This is a genomic window from Pseudomonas synxantha BG33R, from assembly GCF_000263715.2.
Lineage (GTDB): Bacteria > Pseudomonadota > Gammaproteobacteria > Pseudomonadales > Pseudomonadaceae > Aquipseudomonas > Aquipseudomonas synxantha_A.
Genome location: NZ_CM001514.1, coordinates 4,069,975 through 4,088,809 on the forward strand (window position 1 = coordinate 4,069,975; position 18,835 = coordinate 4,088,809).

Annotated in this window: 15 protein-coding genes; 10 read left to right on the plus strand and 5 right to left on the minus strand. The window is 57.9% G+C overall.

The genetic code is table 11. The features are described from left to right. Positions 1 to 135: 135 nt before the first annotated feature. The 4 genes from PSEBG33_RS09765 to PSEBG33_RS27540 are packed head-to-tail and all read right to left on the minus strand — an operon-like array spanning position 136 to position 3,835. Positions 136 to 1,383, minus strand: a complete 1,248-nt coding sequence (locus PSEBG33_RS09765) for an ATP-grasp domain-containing protein (protein WP_005789576.1) — start codon at positions 1,381 to 1,383, stop codon at positions 136 to 138. Beyond that, complete coding sequence (locus tag PSEBG33_RS27535; RefSeq protein ID WP_050989046.1) at positions 1,380 to 2,297, minus strand: DMT family transporter; 918 nt, start codon at positions 2,295 to 2,297, stop codon at positions 1,380 to 1,382. Before PSEBG33_RS27535 ends, PSEBG33_RS09765 begins: the two co-directional genes overlap by 4 nt. Positions 2,298 to 2,319: 22 nt before the next feature. Then, the gene (locus tag PSEBG33_RS09760; RefSeq protein ID WP_005789578.1) at positions 2,320 to 2,880 is read right to left on the minus strand and encodes a phosphoribosyltransferase family protein; all 561 of its coding nucleotides are present in this window, start codon (positions 2,878 to 2,880) and stop codon (positions 2,320 to 2,322) included. Then, positions 2,858 to 3,835, minus strand: a complete 978-nt coding sequence (locus tag PSEBG33_RS27540; RefSeq protein ID WP_232289388.1) for a cysteine synthase family protein — start codon at positions 3,833 to 3,835, stop codon at positions 2,858 to 2,860. The genes PSEBG33_RS09760 and PSEBG33_RS27540 overlap by 23 nt, the downstream gene beginning before the upstream one ends. Before the next feature lie 346 nt (positions 3,836 to 4,181). Between PSEBG33_RS27540 and PSEBG33_RS09755 the strand changes: the two genes are divergently transcribed. Then, positions 4,182 to 5,258, plus strand: a complete 1,077-nt coding sequence (locus tag PSEBG33_RS09755) for an aldo/keto reductase (protein WP_005789580.1) — start codon at positions 4,182 to 4,184, stop codon at positions 5,256 to 5,258. 295 nt (positions 5,259 to 5,553) lie between these two features. Beyond that, positions 5,554 to 6,759 carry a DUF1835 domain-containing protein gene (locus tag PSEBG33_RS09750; RefSeq protein ID WP_005789582.1) on the plus strand — a complete coding sequence of 402 codons (1,206 nt, stop codon included), beginning with the start codon at positions 5,554 to 5,556 and terminating at the stop codon, positions 6,757 to 6,759. 15 nt (positions 6,760 to 6,774) lie between these two features. Here the strand turns inward: PSEBG33_RS09750 and PSEBG33_RS09745 are convergent, their stop codons facing one another. Then, complete coding sequence (locus PSEBG33_RS09745) at positions 6,775 to 7,296, minus strand: hypothetical protein (protein ID WP_005789584.1); 522 nt, start codon at positions 7,294 to 7,296, stop codon at positions 6,775 to 6,777. 198 nt (positions 7,297 to 7,494) lie between these two features. Here PSEBG33_RS09745 and PSEBG33_RS09740 point away from each other — a divergent pair, with 198 nt between their 5' ends. From PSEBG33_RS09740 to PSEBG33_RS09705, 8 genes are all read left to right on the plus strand, one after another. Beyond that, positions 7,495 to 8,184, plus strand: coding sequence for a molecular chaperone (locus PSEBG33_RS09740; RefSeq protein WP_005789586.1), 690 nt, complete (start codon positions 7,495 to 7,497; stop codon positions 8,182 to 8,184). A gap of 23 nt (positions 8,185 to 8,207) precedes the next feature. Further along, positions 8,208 to 9,191: a fimbrial protein gene (locus PSEBG33_RS09735; RefSeq protein ID WP_005789588.1), complete on the plus strand. Its 984-nt coding sequence runs from the start codon at positions 8,208 to 8,210 to the stop codon at positions 9,189 to 9,191. Positions 9,192 to 9,248: 57 nt separating this feature from the next. Then, positions 9,249 to 12,047, plus strand: coding sequence for an ATP-binding protein (locus tag PSEBG33_RS09730; RefSeq protein WP_005789590.1), 2,799 nt, complete (start codon positions 9,249 to 9,251; stop codon positions 12,045 to 12,047). After that, positions 12,034 to 13,227: an EAL domain-containing protein gene (locus PSEBG33_RS09725; protein WP_005789591.1), complete on the plus strand. Its 1,194-nt coding sequence runs from the start codon at positions 12,034 to 12,036 to the stop codon at positions 13,225 to 13,227. Before PSEBG33_RS09730 ends, PSEBG33_RS09725 begins: the two co-directional genes overlap by 14 nt. A gap of 70 nt (positions 13,228 to 13,297) precedes the next feature. Then, positions 13,298 to 16,471, plus strand: a complete 3,174-nt coding sequence (locus PSEBG33_RS09720; protein WP_005789593.1) for a hybrid sensor histidine kinase/response regulator — start codon at positions 13,298 to 13,300, stop codon at positions 16,469 to 16,471. Between the two features lie 23 nt (positions 16,472 to 16,494). Next, the gene (locus tag PSEBG33_RS09715) at positions 16,495 to 17,142 is read left to right on the plus strand and encodes a response regulator (protein ID WP_005789595.1); all 648 of its coding nucleotides are present in this window, start codon (positions 16,495 to 16,497) and stop codon (positions 17,140 to 17,142) included. 197 nt (positions 17,143 to 17,339) lie between these two features. Beyond that, on the plus strand, positions 17,340 to 17,942 hold the full coding sequence (locus PSEBG33_RS09710; protein ID WP_003192447.1) for a fimbrial protein: 603 nt from the start codon (positions 17,340 to 17,342) through the stop codon (positions 17,940 to 17,942). A gap of 75 nt (positions 17,943 to 18,017) precedes the next feature. Then, positions 18,018 to 18,758 carry a molecular chaperone gene (locus tag PSEBG33_RS09705; RefSeq protein WP_005789597.1) on the plus strand — a complete coding sequence of 247 codons (741 nt, stop codon included), beginning with the start codon at positions 18,018 to 18,020 and terminating at the stop codon, positions 18,756 to 18,758. The last annotated feature ends 77 nt before the right edge of the window (positions 18,759 to 18,835 follow it).

Sequence of the window (18,835 nt, forward strand, 5' to 3'; positions counted from 1 at the left end):
ACTCCAGATCGTTGTCGACCGAGTATTCGCGTCGAGGGAAGCGATCTTCTTATGGGCAACCCTGCGATGGAATCACCAGATTGTGCAATCCAGCATTTCACAGAATGAAACAATGAGGTGATCCCTGGCGAACGGCTACCTCTCCGCCAGATAAGCCCCCTGCCATTCAAGTATGCGAATCTGGTGGTAATCTGCCTCGAGCACGGCGGGGTCTTCATGTACCAGATACACCGTGCCCGGCTGACTGAAAACATCCTGCGTCACGCCGATCTGCTGGCCGTCCTCAACGTAAAACACTGCTTCGAAAAACGACTCAAGCTTGAGTAACTCCCTCAAGAACCCATCTTTTTCAAAACGCCCCTCTGAGCGGTTTATCAAGCAAACATTGTAGGTATGTTGCAGACGCTGATAATTGATCTTCCTCGCCAGTTGTTGTTCAAATAACTCAGGCTGCATGAGGGATAAAACCACAGCATCGATCTGACCAAGGCCAGTAGTTACCTTTGAAACCCCAGGCCGAAGAATGCCGTCAGTGCGGGCAGCAATTTCCACCAGTTTCGGACCGTCTTCAGTAAACATAATCTCCGCATGGCTAGGCCCATTTCGGATCCCCAGGCACTGCACCACTGCTCGTGTGTATTGGACCAGAATCGGATAAACCATCGAATCGGGCCCAATCAGTTCGTCAATGTCATAGAGTACGCCGCCGGTCGGCGTTCGCTGCTTTCGATAACGGACGACTTCAGTGACGAGTTGTTGCCCGTCGAGCGATACCATGTTCACCACATACTCCAGTCCCGCCAGGTATTCCTGAATCAGGACCCGCGTGTTAGGTATATTTAGCTTGTTGGTCGTTCCTAACAGGCGCTCCATAGCAGCTTTGCACGCGCACATATCCTCGCAAATAGACACCCCATCGGCGCCTGCGCTCTCGAGGGGTTTGATGACCACAGGAAAACGTCCGTGTTCATCGATCCACTCTTGTGCAGGACGCCAACTATCAGTAATGAACTGCCTTGCGGCCGGCAACTGCGCCTGGGTAATGCAATGGATCATTTCGTACTTGTTTCGACGTGCGTTAGTTTTGTCGAAATCATTGCGATAAGGCAGCTGCAGTTGCTCATTCAGCTCGTCAGCCAGAAGCACACCCGTTTCTGCACCCGCGAGGATGAACTGTGGCATGAAGCGTTGGACTTCAGCCAAGGTCATTCCAAAATCGCTATTGACGATCATCTGCTCATAAAGCGTGCAATCAAAACCTTGATAATAATAGCCGTCCAGTGTTGCTGATGAAGCCACATGCACCAGCACGCAGCCATCGTCGTTCAATTGCTTCGCTAAAAATTTACCCGATGAGAACCCATCGACTATCACAATTTTCATACGATCTCCCGTTTCAGCGCATGCAACGACCTGAACGACAGCAAAAAGATGATGACTGTTACGGCTGAGAGGCTGGCTACAGAAAACCCAACTCTCGAATCCAGGTACTGGAACAAAAAAACGAACACAGGAAGCGTCAGCAATACCAGGGAAACGTGAATAGGCGTGAGGTAATAGATGGTTTTCTGAATCAGGTAAATCGGCAGCAAATGTCCGGCTATCACCAAGATAGCCATAGGCAGAACCCATCCACTATCGAGTAAAAAGCTGCCTCCTGTAGCAGGAATCGCAACGGCACAGACACCCACCATCGCGATGTTTCTGACACCCAAAATCTCGTAGACCGACCATTGACGAGCGAACATCTCTTTAGAAAAAACCGTGTACATGACCGTGCCCAACGCGCACGTCAATACGCTAACGATACCGAGCACCCGCTGCACAGCGGTGGTGGTGACTACACCGCTGTCCCCCGCAAGGGAATTGAACAACATCATCGCTACCGAGATGAGCACCAGCCATGAAACCACCGCATCGACTACGGCCACCTTCACGCTACGATTGGTCAGCAGGGAGACAATCAACGTGAGTGCAGGGCCGCAGGCTACGGAGGCGACTCCCACTACTGCTGGCTCCAGATACCGGAGTGCGTAAAACAACCCGCCCCAATTGCACAGAACCGCAAGATTGATGATAACGATCAATCGCCATTGGGTTCTGAGCTTTGACCACAATGAATTGGGATTTCGATAAACCGCCCAAACACCAAAGACACAGGCTGACGTTGTAAAACAATAAAAAATAACGTTCAACGTGCTGATCGACTGCGTGACCAACGCAACATAAACATCGAATGCCGCACTGATCAAGCAAAACACCAAGCCGATAATTAACCCGGTTCGTTGCATCAACATTTAGCCACCCGCGCGCGCATTTTCATTCAACCGTTACTCGATCTTCGCTCACCAACACTTTCAAAATAGTTTTAACGGTAATCCCAGTCGCACCTACTACATTCTCAACCCCAAAATTCCCAACCTTCTCTACAGCGCAGACAACATCTGCCACTTCACCACCCGCCCCTTTCACAGCGTCTACCAGCGCAATTACCGCACCGCCGGAACTTAGCGTATCGTCAATGATGATGACTCGATCGCCAACTTCGACGCCGTTGAGATACAACTGTCCCTTGTAGTATTCGGAGTCAATATCGACCACTTGCTCATTGAAACCACCAAGACTGTAGGAATACCACCTGGCCATGGCTAAAGGTATACCCGTCAACAATGAGACCGTGGTTGCCAACGCGGCCCCCTTATCTTCCTCGGTGACAATTTTCGAAACGTCACGTTCCATGACTTTGATGATTTTATGCGCGACCTCAATTAAAACTTCCGGCCGCAAAGCAGGTATCTGATCCGTAAACTCATTGACCGTAGTCAGAGATTTTCCAGATCTCACAACTTTAGCTTTTTTATAAATTTCTTCCAGCAACATGGCGCACCTCACTGTACTCAGGATAAAACCCATCCCAGCGACTCGCATACTTCCAAGAGCTATCAAAAAATAACGTGACTATGTTCTTGCATTTATGCGCTTGAACGATCTCGTCACACATCAGTAGATTGGCTCCGCAGGTTGGTCCAATGGGTATTTTTTCTGACGCGATGAAGTGCTTCATCCGAGCCCAAGCGTCGACATCATCAATCACTCGTATTTCATCAACTAGACCGAAGTCTGTATTCGCTGATAAAACTCCTGCGCCCAAACCCATCAAATTGTGCGAGCGATGATTGAACGCCAAATTATTTCTTTGCGCAAACAGAGGCGCAGAGTTGCTAACCTCCAGCGCTATTGTTTTAATCCCACTGTACGTTTGCTTCAATACCTCAGCGATTCCAGAAAAAGTGCCGCCCGTACCGATTGAGCACACGAAGAAATCCGGCACGATATTTTGTGCACTCAACTGTTTCACGATTTCTTTCCCACAGCACCGCCAACTGTCTTTATTCAACAGGCTATTAGACTGATCCAGATAATAAAACTCTTCCGATGAGTTCTCGGATAGATACGCTTTTGCTTGGAGAACTGCTCCCGTCAAAAAAGACTCTTTTGGAGTCTCTACTATATCCGCCCCATAGGTACGTATTTGTGTTTTCCGCTCCTCGGTCATACCTTCAGGCATGAATATCTTTACGCCGTATCCCTTCAACCTGCCGATCCAAGCGAGTGCAGCCCCTCCGTTCCCAGTAGAACAGTCAATTAGCGTCATACCAGGTTTAAGGACGCCTGCCTTCTCCAATTTATTGATAATATTTAAATAGGTACGATCCTTATGACTTCCCGATGGATTCAAGTACTCACACTTAGAGAAAACCCTATTTCCATTCACAGAAAGTGTTGCCAATTCGAGTAGCGGCGTATTACCAATATCTTTCAGCTCCATTTCCATGCCTCAGCGACTCGTCAATGAATTCAGACGCTAGCAAATCATTTCGATAAATAATAGCTAGCCGAACGGATAGGTAATAGAAAACATTTGGCCACCTATCCATTAAGGGAAATGTATGTAGGAACGCCCCGACAACAGCAGGTAAACCACGTAATAACTAACAATTTATTACGTACAAAAAAGACTTTTCGTACGAGACTCGCCACCTTCAATAGCAGTGCGCCCTGCCAAATCCCGTGGCCGCAATGGTGCGGCGCCCCCCTCAGACGAGTTTTCATTAAAAAATTCAAACTATCGCCCTCCCCATCGTTCACACCTTCACGTGCAACGTTAAGTAGGAGGCGACATGCAATACCGACAACTGGGTCATTCCGGCCTGCTGGTATCGGAAATCATCCTGGGCACCGTGCCCTTTGGCGGTCGTGCGGAGTTCGAAAAATGCGGCGCAGTGGACGTGCCCTTGGCCAAGCGTATGTTCGATATCGCGTTCGATGCCGGGGTGAATATGGTCGACACCGCCGATCTTTACTCCCACGGCTTGGCCGAAGAGGTCGTCGGCAAAGCCTTGGGCGACAAGCGCAACGATATTCTGCTGGCGACCAAGGGCCGCAGCCCGGTGGACCAGAACCCGAACAATTCCGGCTCATCGCGCTATCACTTGATTCGCGCCTGTGAAGCCAGTTTGAAGCGTTTGGGCACCGACCATATCGACCTGTACCAACTGCATAACTGGGACGGCATGACGCCCATCGAAGAGACCCTCGAAGCCCTGCGTCTGTTAGTCGGCTCGGGCAAGATCCGCTACTTCGGCACCAGTAACTTCACCGCCTGGCAGATGATGAAAACCCTGGGCAAGGCTGAACTGCACGGCATGCTCAAGCCCATCACCCAGCAGATCTACTACACCCCGGAATCCCGTGAAGCCGAGTACGAATTGCTGCCGTTGGCCTTGGACCAGCACGTCGGTACTTTGGTATGGGGCCCGATGGGCGAAGGCTTGCTGACCGGCTCGACCCGACGCGGGCACAAGCCGCCGGCCAATACCCGCCAGGGCAGCGGCTGGCCGGAACCCTATGTGCATGACCAGGAGCGTGCCCTGGACATTATCGAAACCCTTGCCGCCGTCGGTGATGAGCATGGCGTCTCGGTCGCCCGTACCTGCCTGGCCTGGCTCAAGGATCGGCCGGGGATCACCTCGCTGATCGTCGGAGCGCGTACCGAAGAGCACCTGCGCGATAACCTTGCCGCGACTGAACTGAAGCTGACCGAGGAACAATCGTCACGCATCGAGGCGGTCACCCGGCGTCAGCCGTTGTATCCCTATTGGCATCGCTTTACGGCCGGGATTGATCGTTTTGATCCTGCGGAACAGCCGTTCCTGGCCGAGCACCAGAAGACCATGGATGCGCGCAAGAACAAGTAAACACAGCCCTGAATGTGGGAGCGAGCTTGCTCGCGAAAGACGTCATCGATAACGCGTGGTTCCTGATTAAACGTGGCGCCTGTGCGTTTTTCGCAAGCAAGCTCGCGCCTACAAAGAACCTTAAGCCCGCGCCCACATTTTCGGGTTGCACCGAATAGCAATGCTGCCTATATTTGCCGCCTGGCGCTCTCTACGCCACCTTCCGCGGAAAGGGCTGCGCCCAGGACATCCCAGCTCTACCTCATTTCTACGACTCCCAACCTTGAAGCGGAAAAGGTTTGTGCAAGGAGATCGTATGTCGCAACGCCCTTTAGCCTCAAACACCGACGGCCGCCTCAACCTTGAGCAGCAGCGCAAGCGCGCCAAGGAACTGTTGTCGCGCCTGAAAAGCCAAGACCCCAGCGCAACCTTGTCCCAGGCGCAATGGCAGGTCGCCAAACAGCTGGGCTTCGCCAGTTGGCCCAAGCTCAAGGCCCACGTCGACGCCATCGACTTTGCCGCCCGCCACCCTGGTTTCGAGGCCAGCGATGAATCCCGTACCACCCATTGGCGGTGTGGCAACGATATTGCCCACAGCCTGCAACTGGCCGGGTTCAAGGGCCAGTTCCGGATGCTCACCGACCCGTTGTGCATGGGGCCAGTGCGTGAACTGCCCAGCGAAGCGTTCCGCGCGATGCGCAGTACCTTTATCAGTCAGGCCTTTGCCCTTGACCCCACTGAAGTCGCGCATCGCGTCAACGATGAATACAACCAACTACAAGCCTTGACCAACGCCGATCACAGTGTGCTGTGGTGCGAGGCGGACGCCTACGATCAATTGTTTCTGGTGCGCGCCCTGGCCGGCCTTGAACAGGCGCCGCGCAAGCTGGAGCTGATTGAGGCCGGCCGCATTCCCGGAGTCGAGCGATTTATCGGCATAGGCCAATTGGCCCCCGATGTGCTGGCCTGGCTCTGGCCGCAGCGGCGCTTGATCGACGACGACGCAGTGCAATTGGCCAAACGGGCCTGGTCGGCTTACTGCGACAGCTCACCGCTCAAGCTCGCGGAACTGGCCCGTGGCAATCACCCTGCCCTGCCTTTTCTGGCGCCGGCGTTACAGCGCCAGCTACAGGAGTTGCCGGGTATCGAGGACGGTTTGTCGCTGACTGAACGTTTGTCCCTGAGGTATATCGCCGAGGCCGGGCCTGTGCCTTTCGGCCGGGTGTTTGCCGAGTTGATGGCCAAGCGCGAGCCGCTGCCTTTCCTGGGCGACATGATGTTCCATGCGCTGCTGCGCCCATTGATTGATGGGGCGGCGCCGCTGCTGATCGAGTCCGAAACGGGCGTGGAGTGGCCGCGCCGCGTATTGGCGTTGACGCCACTGGCGCAGCAGGTGCTGGACGGCGACGCCTGCTGGCTGGACCACGCCAGCCATGAGCGCTGGGTCGGTGGCGTGTGCCTGCGGCCACGGCAAGCTCATTGGGCACTGGGCCTTGATGATCTGCCCGTCTGGCGTGACTGATGCTACGCGATACGATCAGCGCTTGGGAAACAACCCCACGGCACATGCCACCACAGTCGGGTCGCCCTGGTAGACCGCCCGCGGGCTCATCGAAGGCTGGGGCGACCGGCCGTCCACGGCGCGCAGCATGGGCCACTCAGCGGTCGGAGAACTGTGTGCCGGATCGACGATTTCCATGCAGCGACGCAGGGAGGTGAAGTCTGGTGACTGTGACAACGACAGGTGCAGGGTCTGGCTGACCGAGACCGACACCACAGAGCGCTGCGCACATTGCCCGTCATAGATCAGCGTGTGGCGGATCAACGGGTTGTCATGGCAGTACTTGAGCAGGTTGACCTGCCGCGAGTGCACTAGCGCAGTGTTGATGATCAGCAGGTCAAACGCCACAACGCCCGAGCGTGTCAGTGCCTGCAACTCGTCGAACGAACTCAACGGCGCAATGCGGTGATAGCCCAGCTGGTTGAGCATTTTCTCGATCTTGATCCGTTGCAAAAGCTCTGCATCGGCAATCAGAAGGCGTAACGCTTTATTGGACATAGGGTAAACCTGACAGTTGGGCATCCGCGTCGATCATTCAACGCTGAGCAAAGTAACCGTCAGGGGTGAACCCTGACTTTAAGGCGATTCTGAAACGGCAATCCGGGGCACACCGTACTTTTAAGAATCGCCTCAAAGCCTTCGCGCCACTCGCTATCTACCATGGGCTGCGTTCCCTTACCCGACCATGGAATTGCCGTGTTCATGTTTCTACTCAGAATGGTGCTGCTCGCCTGCGGCCTGCTGGTGCTTGCGCCCCCGCCTGCCGATGCGGCGCTGAAGATTGAAGGCACCCGCCTGATCTATTTCGGCCAGGACAAGGCCGCCGGTATCAGCGTGGTCAACCAGGCCTCGCGGGAAGTGGTGGTGCAAACCTGGATCACCGGCGAGGACGAATCAGCCGACCGCACCGTGCCCTTTGCCGCCACCGAGCCATTGGTACAACTGGGCGCCGGGGAACATCACAAGCTGCGCATCCTGTATGCCGGTGAAGGCTTGCCCAGCGATCGCGAATCGCTGTTCTGGCTCAATATCATGGAGATCCCGCTCAAGCCCGAAGACCCCAACAGCGTGCAATTCGCGATCCGCCAGCGGCTCAAGCTGTTCTATCGGCCCCCCGCACTCCAAGGCGGCTCGGCCGAGGCGGTGCAGCAATTGGTATGGAGCAGCGACGGGCGCACGGTAACCGTCAACAACCCCAGCGCCTTTCACTTGTCACTGGTCAACCTGCGAACCGACAGCCAGACGCTCAGCGATTACCTGCTGCTCAAGCCCCATGAACGCAAAACCCTGACCGCGCTCGACGCTGTGCCCAAGGGCGCCACCCTCCACTTCACCGAAATCACCGATATCGGTTTGCAAGCCCGTCATAGCACGGCGCTCAACTGATAAATCACGGGGTATTTGAACCGATGTCACTGACCAAACGCTGTTTACCGCTTCTGGTGTTGACCTGCGCGGTCTTGCCCGCCACCAGCTACGCACTGGCCTGCCGCGAGGACGGCACCAACTCGATCATCACCCAGGAAGCGCTGGGCACGGCGCTGGCCGTCGCCGCCGACGCACCCAACGGCACCATCATTTGGGAATCCGGCCCGCGCTCGACCAATGTCATCTGCAAGGACGACTACCTCCACGGCCGTGAGGAAGTGTATTTCTACGTCAACCCGGCCAGCGTGAGTATCGGCACCGGGATTCGCGTGGGCATTCGCTATAACAACCAACCGATTACCCAAAGCACCGGTAAGGTCGGTACCGGTTTCTTCTCCGACCGAGGCTGCAATTTGTCCAACTGCGTGGGCTGGGACAAGGCGCGCTTCACCCTCAATTTCAGCGTGTTCATCGAGAAGTACGACCCCACGCCACCGAGCGGCCAGGCCAGCACGCTGACCTCTTACCGCGTGTTCCAACTGGACGGCGTGCGCGGGCTCAACTCACGACCCAACAGCAACTTCAATTATGTGGTCACCGGCATGAACGATATCCGCTTCGTGCCTTGCACTCCCGAACTGACCATCAGCCCCAGCGTGGTCAACTTCCCCACACCTTCGCGCAAGGCCGCGATCGGTGAAGTCGCCAGCAGCGCGAACTTCAGCCTGAACCTGCGCAAGGGCTGCGACACGCCCTATACCGTCAGCGCACGCTTCGCCACCACGCCGGGCGGCGGCAGTGTGAACAATGGCCTGCTGGTGCCGGACAACAACAGCTCAGTCGGCATCTCGCTGTCTCGCGCCGAGAGCCAGCAGCAACTGCCCTTCAATAATTGGTTCACGCTGCAGGAACTGATGGGCCTGGGCCAGAGCCATGATGAATTCCGCGCCGACCTCAAGTGGCGCACCCTACCGATTCCCGGAGCGTTCGACGCTGCCGTAGTGGTGGATATGTACTACAAGTAGGTGATTTTTAAGGATCGTCTTATGCCACCGGCAAAGGCCGAGACGTAAAGTCTGCCGATGCGATTGAAAAGTTATCTGCTCCAGATCAACCCCGTCCTCTCCCGACCCGAAGCAGCCAGAAGGCTGCTTCGTATTTTTGCGACTGTGCTGCTGGTAGGCATCCTCAGCGGGGTCTATACCTTTTTGCTGTCGACCTTCAACAACGACATCTCCCAGCGCCGCGGCTACATGAGCAGCGCCATTGCCGAAGCCCATACCTTTTTCACCAACCGCCAAGCCCTGCTCGAAAGCCTGAGCCTGTCGGCAGTGCGCAAGCAGTCCAGGGTCTATCCGTCCTCGGCCGAAGAACAACACCTGGAATTGGGCGACACATCGGGCAACCAGTGGAGCATCTGGCTGACCGCACGCATGCGCGACTACCTCAAGGCCAAACAGCTTAACCTGCTCTATGTCAACGCCGGCCCCACCCCGCAAGTGATGCGCCTTTACGACGCCACCCCGCAGGTATTGCCGATTTCCAAATGCATGCTCAACCGCCTCAAGGCCCTGCAGCACACCGACCCGGCCACGCTTAACGAACTTTGGCTGAGCGACAGGACTGAACAGCACTCGCACCTGTATATCTTCATCCGCTTGGACGAGCGTGATCGCGACTCCGGCTGGCTCGGCCTGGAGATGGATAGCCGTGAAGTCTCCTCGACACTCAGCGACCAGAGCGCCGGCGAGTTCATGATGCTCAATTCCCAGGGCATGCTGGTGTTCACCAACAGCACCGATACACAGTTGAGCCAGCAACACCTGAGGCCCGGCGAAGACAGTTTTTTCGGTTTTGTCGGCAACGGCTGGCTACCCGACCACCTGGTGATTCGCAAACACCTAAAGTCCTCCGAGTGGCAGTTGATGTACTCCATCGACCTGCGTGCGGTGGTCACCGGCGTGTGGAAACAGCTGCTCGGTTCGCTGCTGTTCTGCCTGTTCAGCCTGACACTGATCTGGCTGGTGATGCGCCGCGTCGACCAGCGTTTCATCATTCCGTCGATCCATCGCATCCAGGCGTTGATCGAAAGCGAAGCCTTCGGCCGCGATGTGATCCAGACCGCTCCCGTGGCCCTCTGCGTGCTGCGCCGCACCGACGGCCAGGTGGTACTGGAAAACACCCTGGCCCAGCAATGGCTGGGTAACGGGCCGGAGCGCGAGGCGCTGCGCGCCGGCTGGATCGAGCAAGCCTTTGCCAACGGCCCTTCCGAGCGCAGTGACTACTTTGAAACCATCGACGGCCGTCACCTGTACCTGAGCAGTGCCCCGACCCGCTACAAAGGCGAAGACGTGCTGTTTTGCGCCTTCAGTGACATCAGTGCGCGCAAGCAGGTCGAGGCAGCGCTGGAAGAGGCGCGGCAATCGGCAGACGCGGCCAACGCGGCAAAAACCCTGTTCCTGGCGACCATGAGCCATGAAATCCGTACACCGCTGTATGGCGTGCTCGGCACCCTGGAACTGCTGGCGCGCACGCAACTGGATGCACAACAAAAGGACTACCTACAGGCGATCGAAGGCTCATCGTCGACCTTGCTGCAACTGATCTGCGATGTGCTGGACGTATCGAAGATCGAGGCCGGGCAGCTGGCACTGGAGATGGGCGAGTTCTCACCGCTGGACCTTGTGCATGAAATCATCCAGGGCTACGCCGCAGCGGCCCACGCCAAGGGCCTGCAGCTGTATGCCTGCTTCGATCCCAAGCTGCCGGAACGCCTGATCGGCGACGTAACGCGCATCCGCCAGATTCTCAATAACCTGCTCAATAACGCGGTGAAATTCACCGACTATGGGCGCGTGGTGCTGCGGGTCAAAGTGTTGGGCCGCGACGGGGAACGCTCCAGTCTGTTGTGGCAAGTCTCGGACACCGGCAAAGGTATCGCCCAGGAAGATCAGGCGATGATCTTCGAGCCGTTTTACCAGAGTGAGGGCAATACCAATGTGGTCGCCGGCACCGGCCTGGGCCTGCCTATCTGCCAGCGCCTGACGGAGTTGATGAACGGCAATATCCGCATGGTCAGCGAACTCGGCCTGGGCAGCAGTTTCAGCCTGATCCTGCCGTTGGAAGAAGCACCTGTTGCACCGATGACACCGTTGCTGGCCGAGACCATTTACGTGGCCTCGCCGATCCCGGAACTGGCAAACGCGATCGCCGGCTGGTTGCGCCGTTGGGGCGCCAGGGCCCAGGCCGGCTTGCCGACGCTGGCGGACACGCATCTGCTGTTGCAAGTGCACCCCGGCAGCGTTGATCCGTTACTGGTACCCGAGTGGCCAGGGCCGGTGATTCACGTGAGCAGCAACGCCTGCCCCGGCGTAGAAGCCGACGCCGGCGCCTGGCACGTCAACCTCAACCACCTGGGGGCTATTCATCAGGCCGTGAGCCAGGCGCAAGGGCTATGGGTGGCCCGCGCCGATGAGCAAACGCACCGGCGGGACCTGAACAAACTCAACCTGCACCTGCTGGTGGCCGAGGACAACATCATCAACCAGCTGATTTTGCGTGATCAACTCGAAGAACTCGGCTGCACCGTGGAGCTGGCGGCCGACGGTCAGCAAGCGCTGCAGCTCTACACCGCCGGCAATTTCGACGTGGTGTTGACGGATGTGAACATGCCCCATATCAACGGCTATGAACTGGCGCGTGAACTGCGTCGACAGGGCTGCACGTTGCCGATTATCGGGGCCACCGCCAACGCCATGCGCGGCGAGGCCGACCTGTGCCTGGCCGCCGGCATGAACCATTGCCTGGTCAAACCCTTTGCGTTGCGGGCTCTATTCAACTCCCTGGCGCCTTATGCACGGATCCCCCATGAAGCCCCTTAGTATTCTGATTGTCGAGGACCATCCCCTGCAGCATATCTACCTGCAGAACCTGCTCAGCGAGTTGGGAGATTTCCTGCTCGAAACCGCCGAGGATGGCAAAGAAGCGCTGGAGCGCCTGCGCCAGCGGGACTTCGACCTGGTACTGACCGACCTGCTGATGCCCGGCATGGACGGCGTGCAGTTTATCCAGTGCCTGGCCAGCCTGCGCTGCAAGCCGGCGCTGGCGATCATGAGTGCGGCGTCACGGCGCATGTTGATGGGAGCCAGCCTGGTGGCGAAAAACCTCGATGTGGAAGTGATCGGGTTGATCTCCAAACCCGTGAACGCCGAGGCCTTGCGCACTCTGATCGACCAGCTCAGAAACAAGGTGCGCAAGCCCGCCCCCGAACTTCCCGAGCACATGGACATCGACCGTCACACGCTGGTGCAGGCCATGAGCAGCGGCCAGTTCCAGGCCTGGTTCCAGCCGAAAAAATCCCTGGCCAACGGCCGTATCGTCGCCGCCGAAGCCCTGGTGCGCTGGATGCACCCCGAGCAAGGCGTGATGCTGCCTGCCGCGTTCCTGCCGGCGATCAAGGCGTTCGAACTGGAGGAGCGGCTGTTGTGGCTGGTGCTCAAGCAAGCGATCCACGCCCAGGAACACTGGCGCCAGCGCGGCTATGAAATTCCAGTGTCGATCAACCTGCCGACCCACTTGCTCAACAGCCATGACCTGGCAGACCGTTTGCTGGAGTTCGTGCTGCACCACAATGGTATCCCGGGAATGATCTGCTTCGAGTTGATGGAATGTTCGGTGCCGCAGGACATCAGCAACTTCTACGCCGGCGCCTGCCGATTGCGGATCAAGGGGTTCGGTTTGTCCCAGGATGATTTCGGCAAGGGCTACAGCTCCTACCTCAATCTGGTGTCCACGCCCTTTACCGAACTGAAGATCGACCAGGCACTGGTGCAGGGCAGTCACGACAACGAAGGCATCGCCCAGGCATTGGCGAGCATTATCGCGCTGGGCCGCAAGTTAGGTCTGACGGTGGTCGCCGAGGGCGTGGAAACCCCGCAGCAATTGGCGCTGCTGCGCAAAATCGACTGCAATCAGGTGCAGGGTTTCCTGATCTCTCACGCCGTGTCTTCGGACCAATTTCAGCAACTACTGAACAATGATGGCCCCGCGACATCTCACTAGCTGGCGGCCGCGATCATAAGGAGTAAGCTCCATCCAGTGCCGATTTATCCTGCGCCTGCGGAAAACCTTGATGAAGCACAATAACGCGATTCTCGAAGCCTTTACCCGCAGCTCATTGCGCCTGAACAAAGGCTTGATGGTGTTGATGGGAGTCGCGTTGCTGCTGATGCTGACCAATTACTGGTCGCTGCACCGAGGCGTCGAAGTTCGCTACAGCGCGATGCGCTTTCACTTTGCGCGACTGATGGAAAACCTCGCAGAACAGCAAACCTACCTCAAGAGCCTGACACACCCCGGCATCCAGGCCGAACTGCTGCGCGCCACCCACGTGCAGGTCAGCCTTAAAAGCCGCATGGTCGACAACCGCCGCACACTGTACGAAGGCCAGAAGTATTCGTTTTCGGTGCCATTCAGCGTCAAGTTCGATGAACAGCAGATCAGCACCGCCGCCAGGCCGCCGATTTTTGCCCTGGGTGCGCACTTGACCAGCTACTACAGCGCCTTCTGGTCCTCGTCGCCGTACGAGGCACCGCAAACCTTTGTGCTCAATCGCCAGACCAACTACACCATCACCATTCCGTCCGTGGGCTACCGGCACCGGGAAAGCCCCGAGGATACCGACAACCCGGTGGCGCGGGTCAACGCCGTGCAGCAAATCCTTGCACAGACGCCGCAGCCGCTGGAGCAGAATCGGGTGTATTGGCAGGCCGGCCCCGAACCCGAGCATTTGCTGGCCTACATCGGCCTGCCACTCGACGCCCAGGGCCAGGCCGTGATCGGCACCCTGCTCGACGTGTCGCAGGTCGACGATGTACAGCGCGCGCTGAATCACTCGGCGTTTGACCGCTTTACCCTGATTGGCCCTGACGGCAACCGGTTGATTGGGCCAACCACCCAGGCGCAGCTCAGCGATGGTGTGCATTTCACGGCCGACGGCTTTGAATTCAAGGTCACCGAGGCAGGCGATCAGCCCTGGAGCGCGGTCTATGGCCTGAACTATTCGCACTTCTTTCACTCCGCATTGTGGCCGTTGAGCACCATGGCGTTGCTGCTGTTCAGCCTGATTACACTGGGTTGGGCCGGCAGCCGATGGTATCGACGCCAAGTGATCACCCCGGCACAACTGGCCCACGAACGCATCGCCGAAAGCGTGGCGTTCAGCCGCGTGATCATCGACACCGCCCCCACTGGGTTATGCGTGGTGCGACGCAGCGATGGCAAGGTATTGATCGAAAACCAGCGCGCCCAGCAATGGCCGGGCACCTCACGCCTGGTGGAGGCAATGGACGGTAAGCACGATGGCGCCGAGAGCGGTGAGACGCACTTGGAGATCGAAGGCCGGCACCTGCAGATCGGCTTTGTGTCGACCCGTTATCAGGCTCAGGACGTACGCCTGTATGCATTCAACGATATCACCCGACACATCGAAGACGCCCAGGCCCTGGAAGAGGCACGTCATGCCGCCGATTCGGCCAGCGAGGCCAAGACGCTGTTCCTGGCAACCATGAGCCATGAGATCCGCACGCCGCTGTATGGTGTGCTCGGCACCCTCGAATTGCTCGGCCTGACCGACCTCGACCCGCACCAGAAAACCTACCTGCACACCATCCAGCGCTCGTCCGCCACGCTGTTCCAACTGATCAGCGATGTGCTGGATGTCTCGAAGATCGAGTCCGGGCAAATGGCGATAGAAGCCGTGGATTTCTGCCCGTTGGACATGCTCGAAGACACCTTGCACACCTACGCCGCCTTCGCCCGGCGCAAAGGGTTGCAGCTTTACAGTTGCATCGACCCGCAGTTGCCGAGCTGCCTGATGGGCGACCCGATGCGCATCCGCCAGGTCCTCAATAACCTGGTGAGCAACGCCATCAAGTTCACCGACTTTGGGTGCGTGGTGATTCGTGCCAGGGTGGTGGGCAGCGACGCCAATAATGTCGACCTGGAATGGCAAGTCACCGATTCCGGCGTGGGCATTGCCGAGGCGCAGCAGGCCAAGCTCTTCGATCTGTTCTACCAGGCACCGGACACCGCCAGCGCAGGCGGCACCGGGCTGGGCCTGCCGATCTGCCGGTGGCTGGCGCAGATGATGGACGGCGAAATCCGCGTGGTCAGCGAGCCCGGGCTGGGCAGCAGCTTTACCCTGAAAATGCGCTTGCCACTGTGTTGTGGCGCACTGACCAACCTGCCGCTGATCGAACCCAGCCCGACGCCGGTGTACGTGCAGGCACCGGTACGCGAACTGGCGCAGGCAATGAGTGACTGGCTCAACCGCCTGGGCATCACCGCCGCCCTGGCCGCGACCACCCAGGACAAAGACAGTCACCACGCGGTACTGGTAGATCTGTTACCCGGCGAGCCCCCCAAGCCATGGGCCGGCCAACGTGTGCTCTGCCTGCCCGGTGCGCACAGCCCGCCGCTGCACACGGCGCAAGGCTGGGTGGTGGATATGCACGACATACGCACCATCGCCGCCACCGTATCACTGGCGCAGCACGGCAGGCACGAGCAACCCGCGGCGACCCTGCCACAAAGCGCCGGGCGCCTGGAGCTGCGCATCCTGGTAGCCGAGGACAACCCGGTCAACCAGGCGATCATCAAGGAGCAACTGGAGGCGCTCGGTTGCTCGGTGAGCCTGGCCGCCAACGGTGAACAGGCGTTGCAGTTATGGCAACCGGAGGCCTTCGACCTGGTGCTGACCGACGTGAATATGCCGTTGATGAATGGCTATGAACTGGCCAGAACCTTGCGTGAGCATGACCCCCTGTTGCCGATTGTCGGCGTGACCGCCAATGCAATGCGCGAGGAAGGCGTACGTTGCCTGGCAGTGGGCATGAACGCCTGGATCGTCAAGCCCTTGAGCCTGCAGACCCTGCGCGACCAGTTGATCAAACTGTGCAAGATCAAGTCGCCGGTTGAGCCTGACGCCCAGGTATTCGACGACCGCGTGCAACTGTCGGACAAGATGCGCCCGCTGTTCATCAGCAGCGTGCAGCAGGATGTGCAGCGCATCGGCGTGGCCCTGGTCCAGCGTGATGCCCGCGGCCTCGGCCAATTGCTGCACTCGATCGCTGGCGCCCTGGGCGCAGTGCAGGCACTCAGCCTGGCCCAGGCCTGCATCGAACTGGAAAGCGCACTTGACCGCGGCAGCCTCGACACAACGCTTGAGCTCAAGGTGAAGACTGTGATGCAGCGTCTGTCGGCCGTTCTGGAGACTCTCCAGCCCGGGCACTCTTCACTCACTTGAACTGGCACTACGGACGGCCCTTTATGAAAAAATTCAACGTGGTAATCGCGGACGATCACCCGATCGTGTTGCTCGGCGTTCGCGAACTGGTAGAGCGTGATATGCGCTTTCAAGTCGTCGGCGAGGCCGTGTGCTCGGCCGGCCTGATCAAGCTGTTGCAACACCAAGGCGCTGACATCGTGATCACCGACTACAACATGCCGGGCGACTCGCCCTATGGCGACGGCCTGAAGCTGGTGGAGTACCTGAAAAGGCATTTCCCGCAGGTACAGATCCTGATCCTGACCATGATCTCCAACCACCTGATCCTCACCCGTCTGCAAGAGCTGGGCGTGGTCGGCATCATCCAGAAAAGCCAGTTGCATACCGAGATTCAACTGGCACTCAAGGCGATCGCCCAGGACAGCGACTATCGCAGCCTGGAGCCGCCAAAGACCTCGGTGATAGAGACCCTCACGGCAATTGACGAGCGCTTTACCAGTTTGTCGCCCAAAGAGTTCGAGATCCTGCGCCTGTTTATTTCCGGCATGAGCGTGAGTGATATTGCGCGCCGCCAGAACCGAAGTTCAAAGACCATCAGCGCACAAAAGATATCGGCCATGCGCAAACTTGAAGTCAGCAGCGACCAGGATCTACTTGCTTATTGCCTGGAACGTAACATCTTCAACTAACGCATAACTTGCAAGCCATTCCTGGACAATGGCTTTGCCCTTTATTTTCAAGCCTTTCACCGCTGCAACAGCACAAATAACCTGCCCACGCCAGCGCTTATAAGAATCGTCTTATTCGCTCCCGCCGCCTCGTCGCCTACTCTTTGCTCGCAGTTCAACAACAGCAAACTTTTCAACTAACACTTACGGACATCATCATGAAGAAGTTTTCCCTGGCTGTGATCGCCTCGGCCATTATCGCCGCTTCCGGCAGTGCATTTGCCGTGGATCCTGCTCCTACGCCAACCCTGGGCGGCAGCGGTAAAATCACCTTCACCGGCGTGATCAACAACGACGCATGCTCGGTGGACGGCGCCAACTCCGACCGCACCATTTCGGTGGACATGGGCAACGTTTCGATCAAGGACATGGGCACCGCGGAAAACCCAACCGCAGGTCGTGTGACCGCCAAAGACTTCAACCTGAACGTCAACTGCAACCAGGGTACCAAGGTCGCCATGATCTTTGACGCCAACAACGGCGGTTCGGGCCTGGTCACCGGCAAAAAAGTACTGGCCCTGAACCCGGGTTCGGCCACTGCACAAAACGTCGGTATTGCCCTGCTCGACAGCAAGGGCGGTCTGATTGACCTCAGCTCGCCAAGCACCGCACGCATTGAAAGCACCATGCACGGTGCCGGTACTGAAGGCGGCGACGCCACCCTGAGCTTCGCGGCCGCCTACGTCACTACCGCAGCGGCTGGTTCGTCGACCGCCGGTCGCGGTGACGCCACCCTGCCGTTCATCCTGCAATACGAATAATTCGGCGCCCCGGGCACCAAACGCGCGAGGCCTTGCGGCCTCGCCATTGTCTTCTGATTACACCGGATAACCCTCATGCCGCCTCGTTCTATTGCCGCATGTCTGGGGCTGCTGGGCTTGCTCATGGCTACCCAGGCCGCCGCCAGCATTTCATTGAATGCCACCCGTATCGTGTTTGACGGTGACCACAAGGAAGCCAACATTACCGTGCGTAACGGTAACCAGGATGTATTGATTCAATCCTGGGTCGACATGAACGACGCCAGCGCCAGCCGCGCGCCGTTTGCCGTCACCCCGCCACTGGCACGGGTATTTGCCAAGGAACAACAACTGCTGCGCATTCTGTATGAAGGCACCGGCATGCCCACGGACCGCGAGTCGGTGGTGTGGCTCAATGTGCAGGAAATCCCCAAGGCCAGCGAAGCCGAGAACACCTTGCAGTTGGCCATCCGCCAACGCATCAAGATTTTTTACCGCCCTGCCGGCCTTACCGGCAGCGCGCTGCAAGCCCCTGCGCAGCTTGAATGGACGCTGGCCAAACACGGCAGCCAAACCCTGTTGCAGGTGAAAAACCCAACGCTGTACCACGTGTCCATGGCCGACATCAAAGTGCAGGCGGTATTGGCCAGCGACTCCACCATGATTGCGCCAGGCGAGCAAAAACAGTTTGCGCTCAGTGCTCCAGTTACCAGCGGGCCGGTGCAGTTGTCGTTTTCCAGCATCAATGACTACGGCGCGCAGAATCACTACAGCGCGCCGCTGTCCAGCGGCACTGCGCTACCGGCGCATGCGACTGAATCGCGCCTCAACCCCTAAGCACTTTCGTTAACCCACAGGCTCACTTCGCGTGCGTGTTTGCGTGCCCGGCTGTCCGTCAATCAGGGATGTCATAG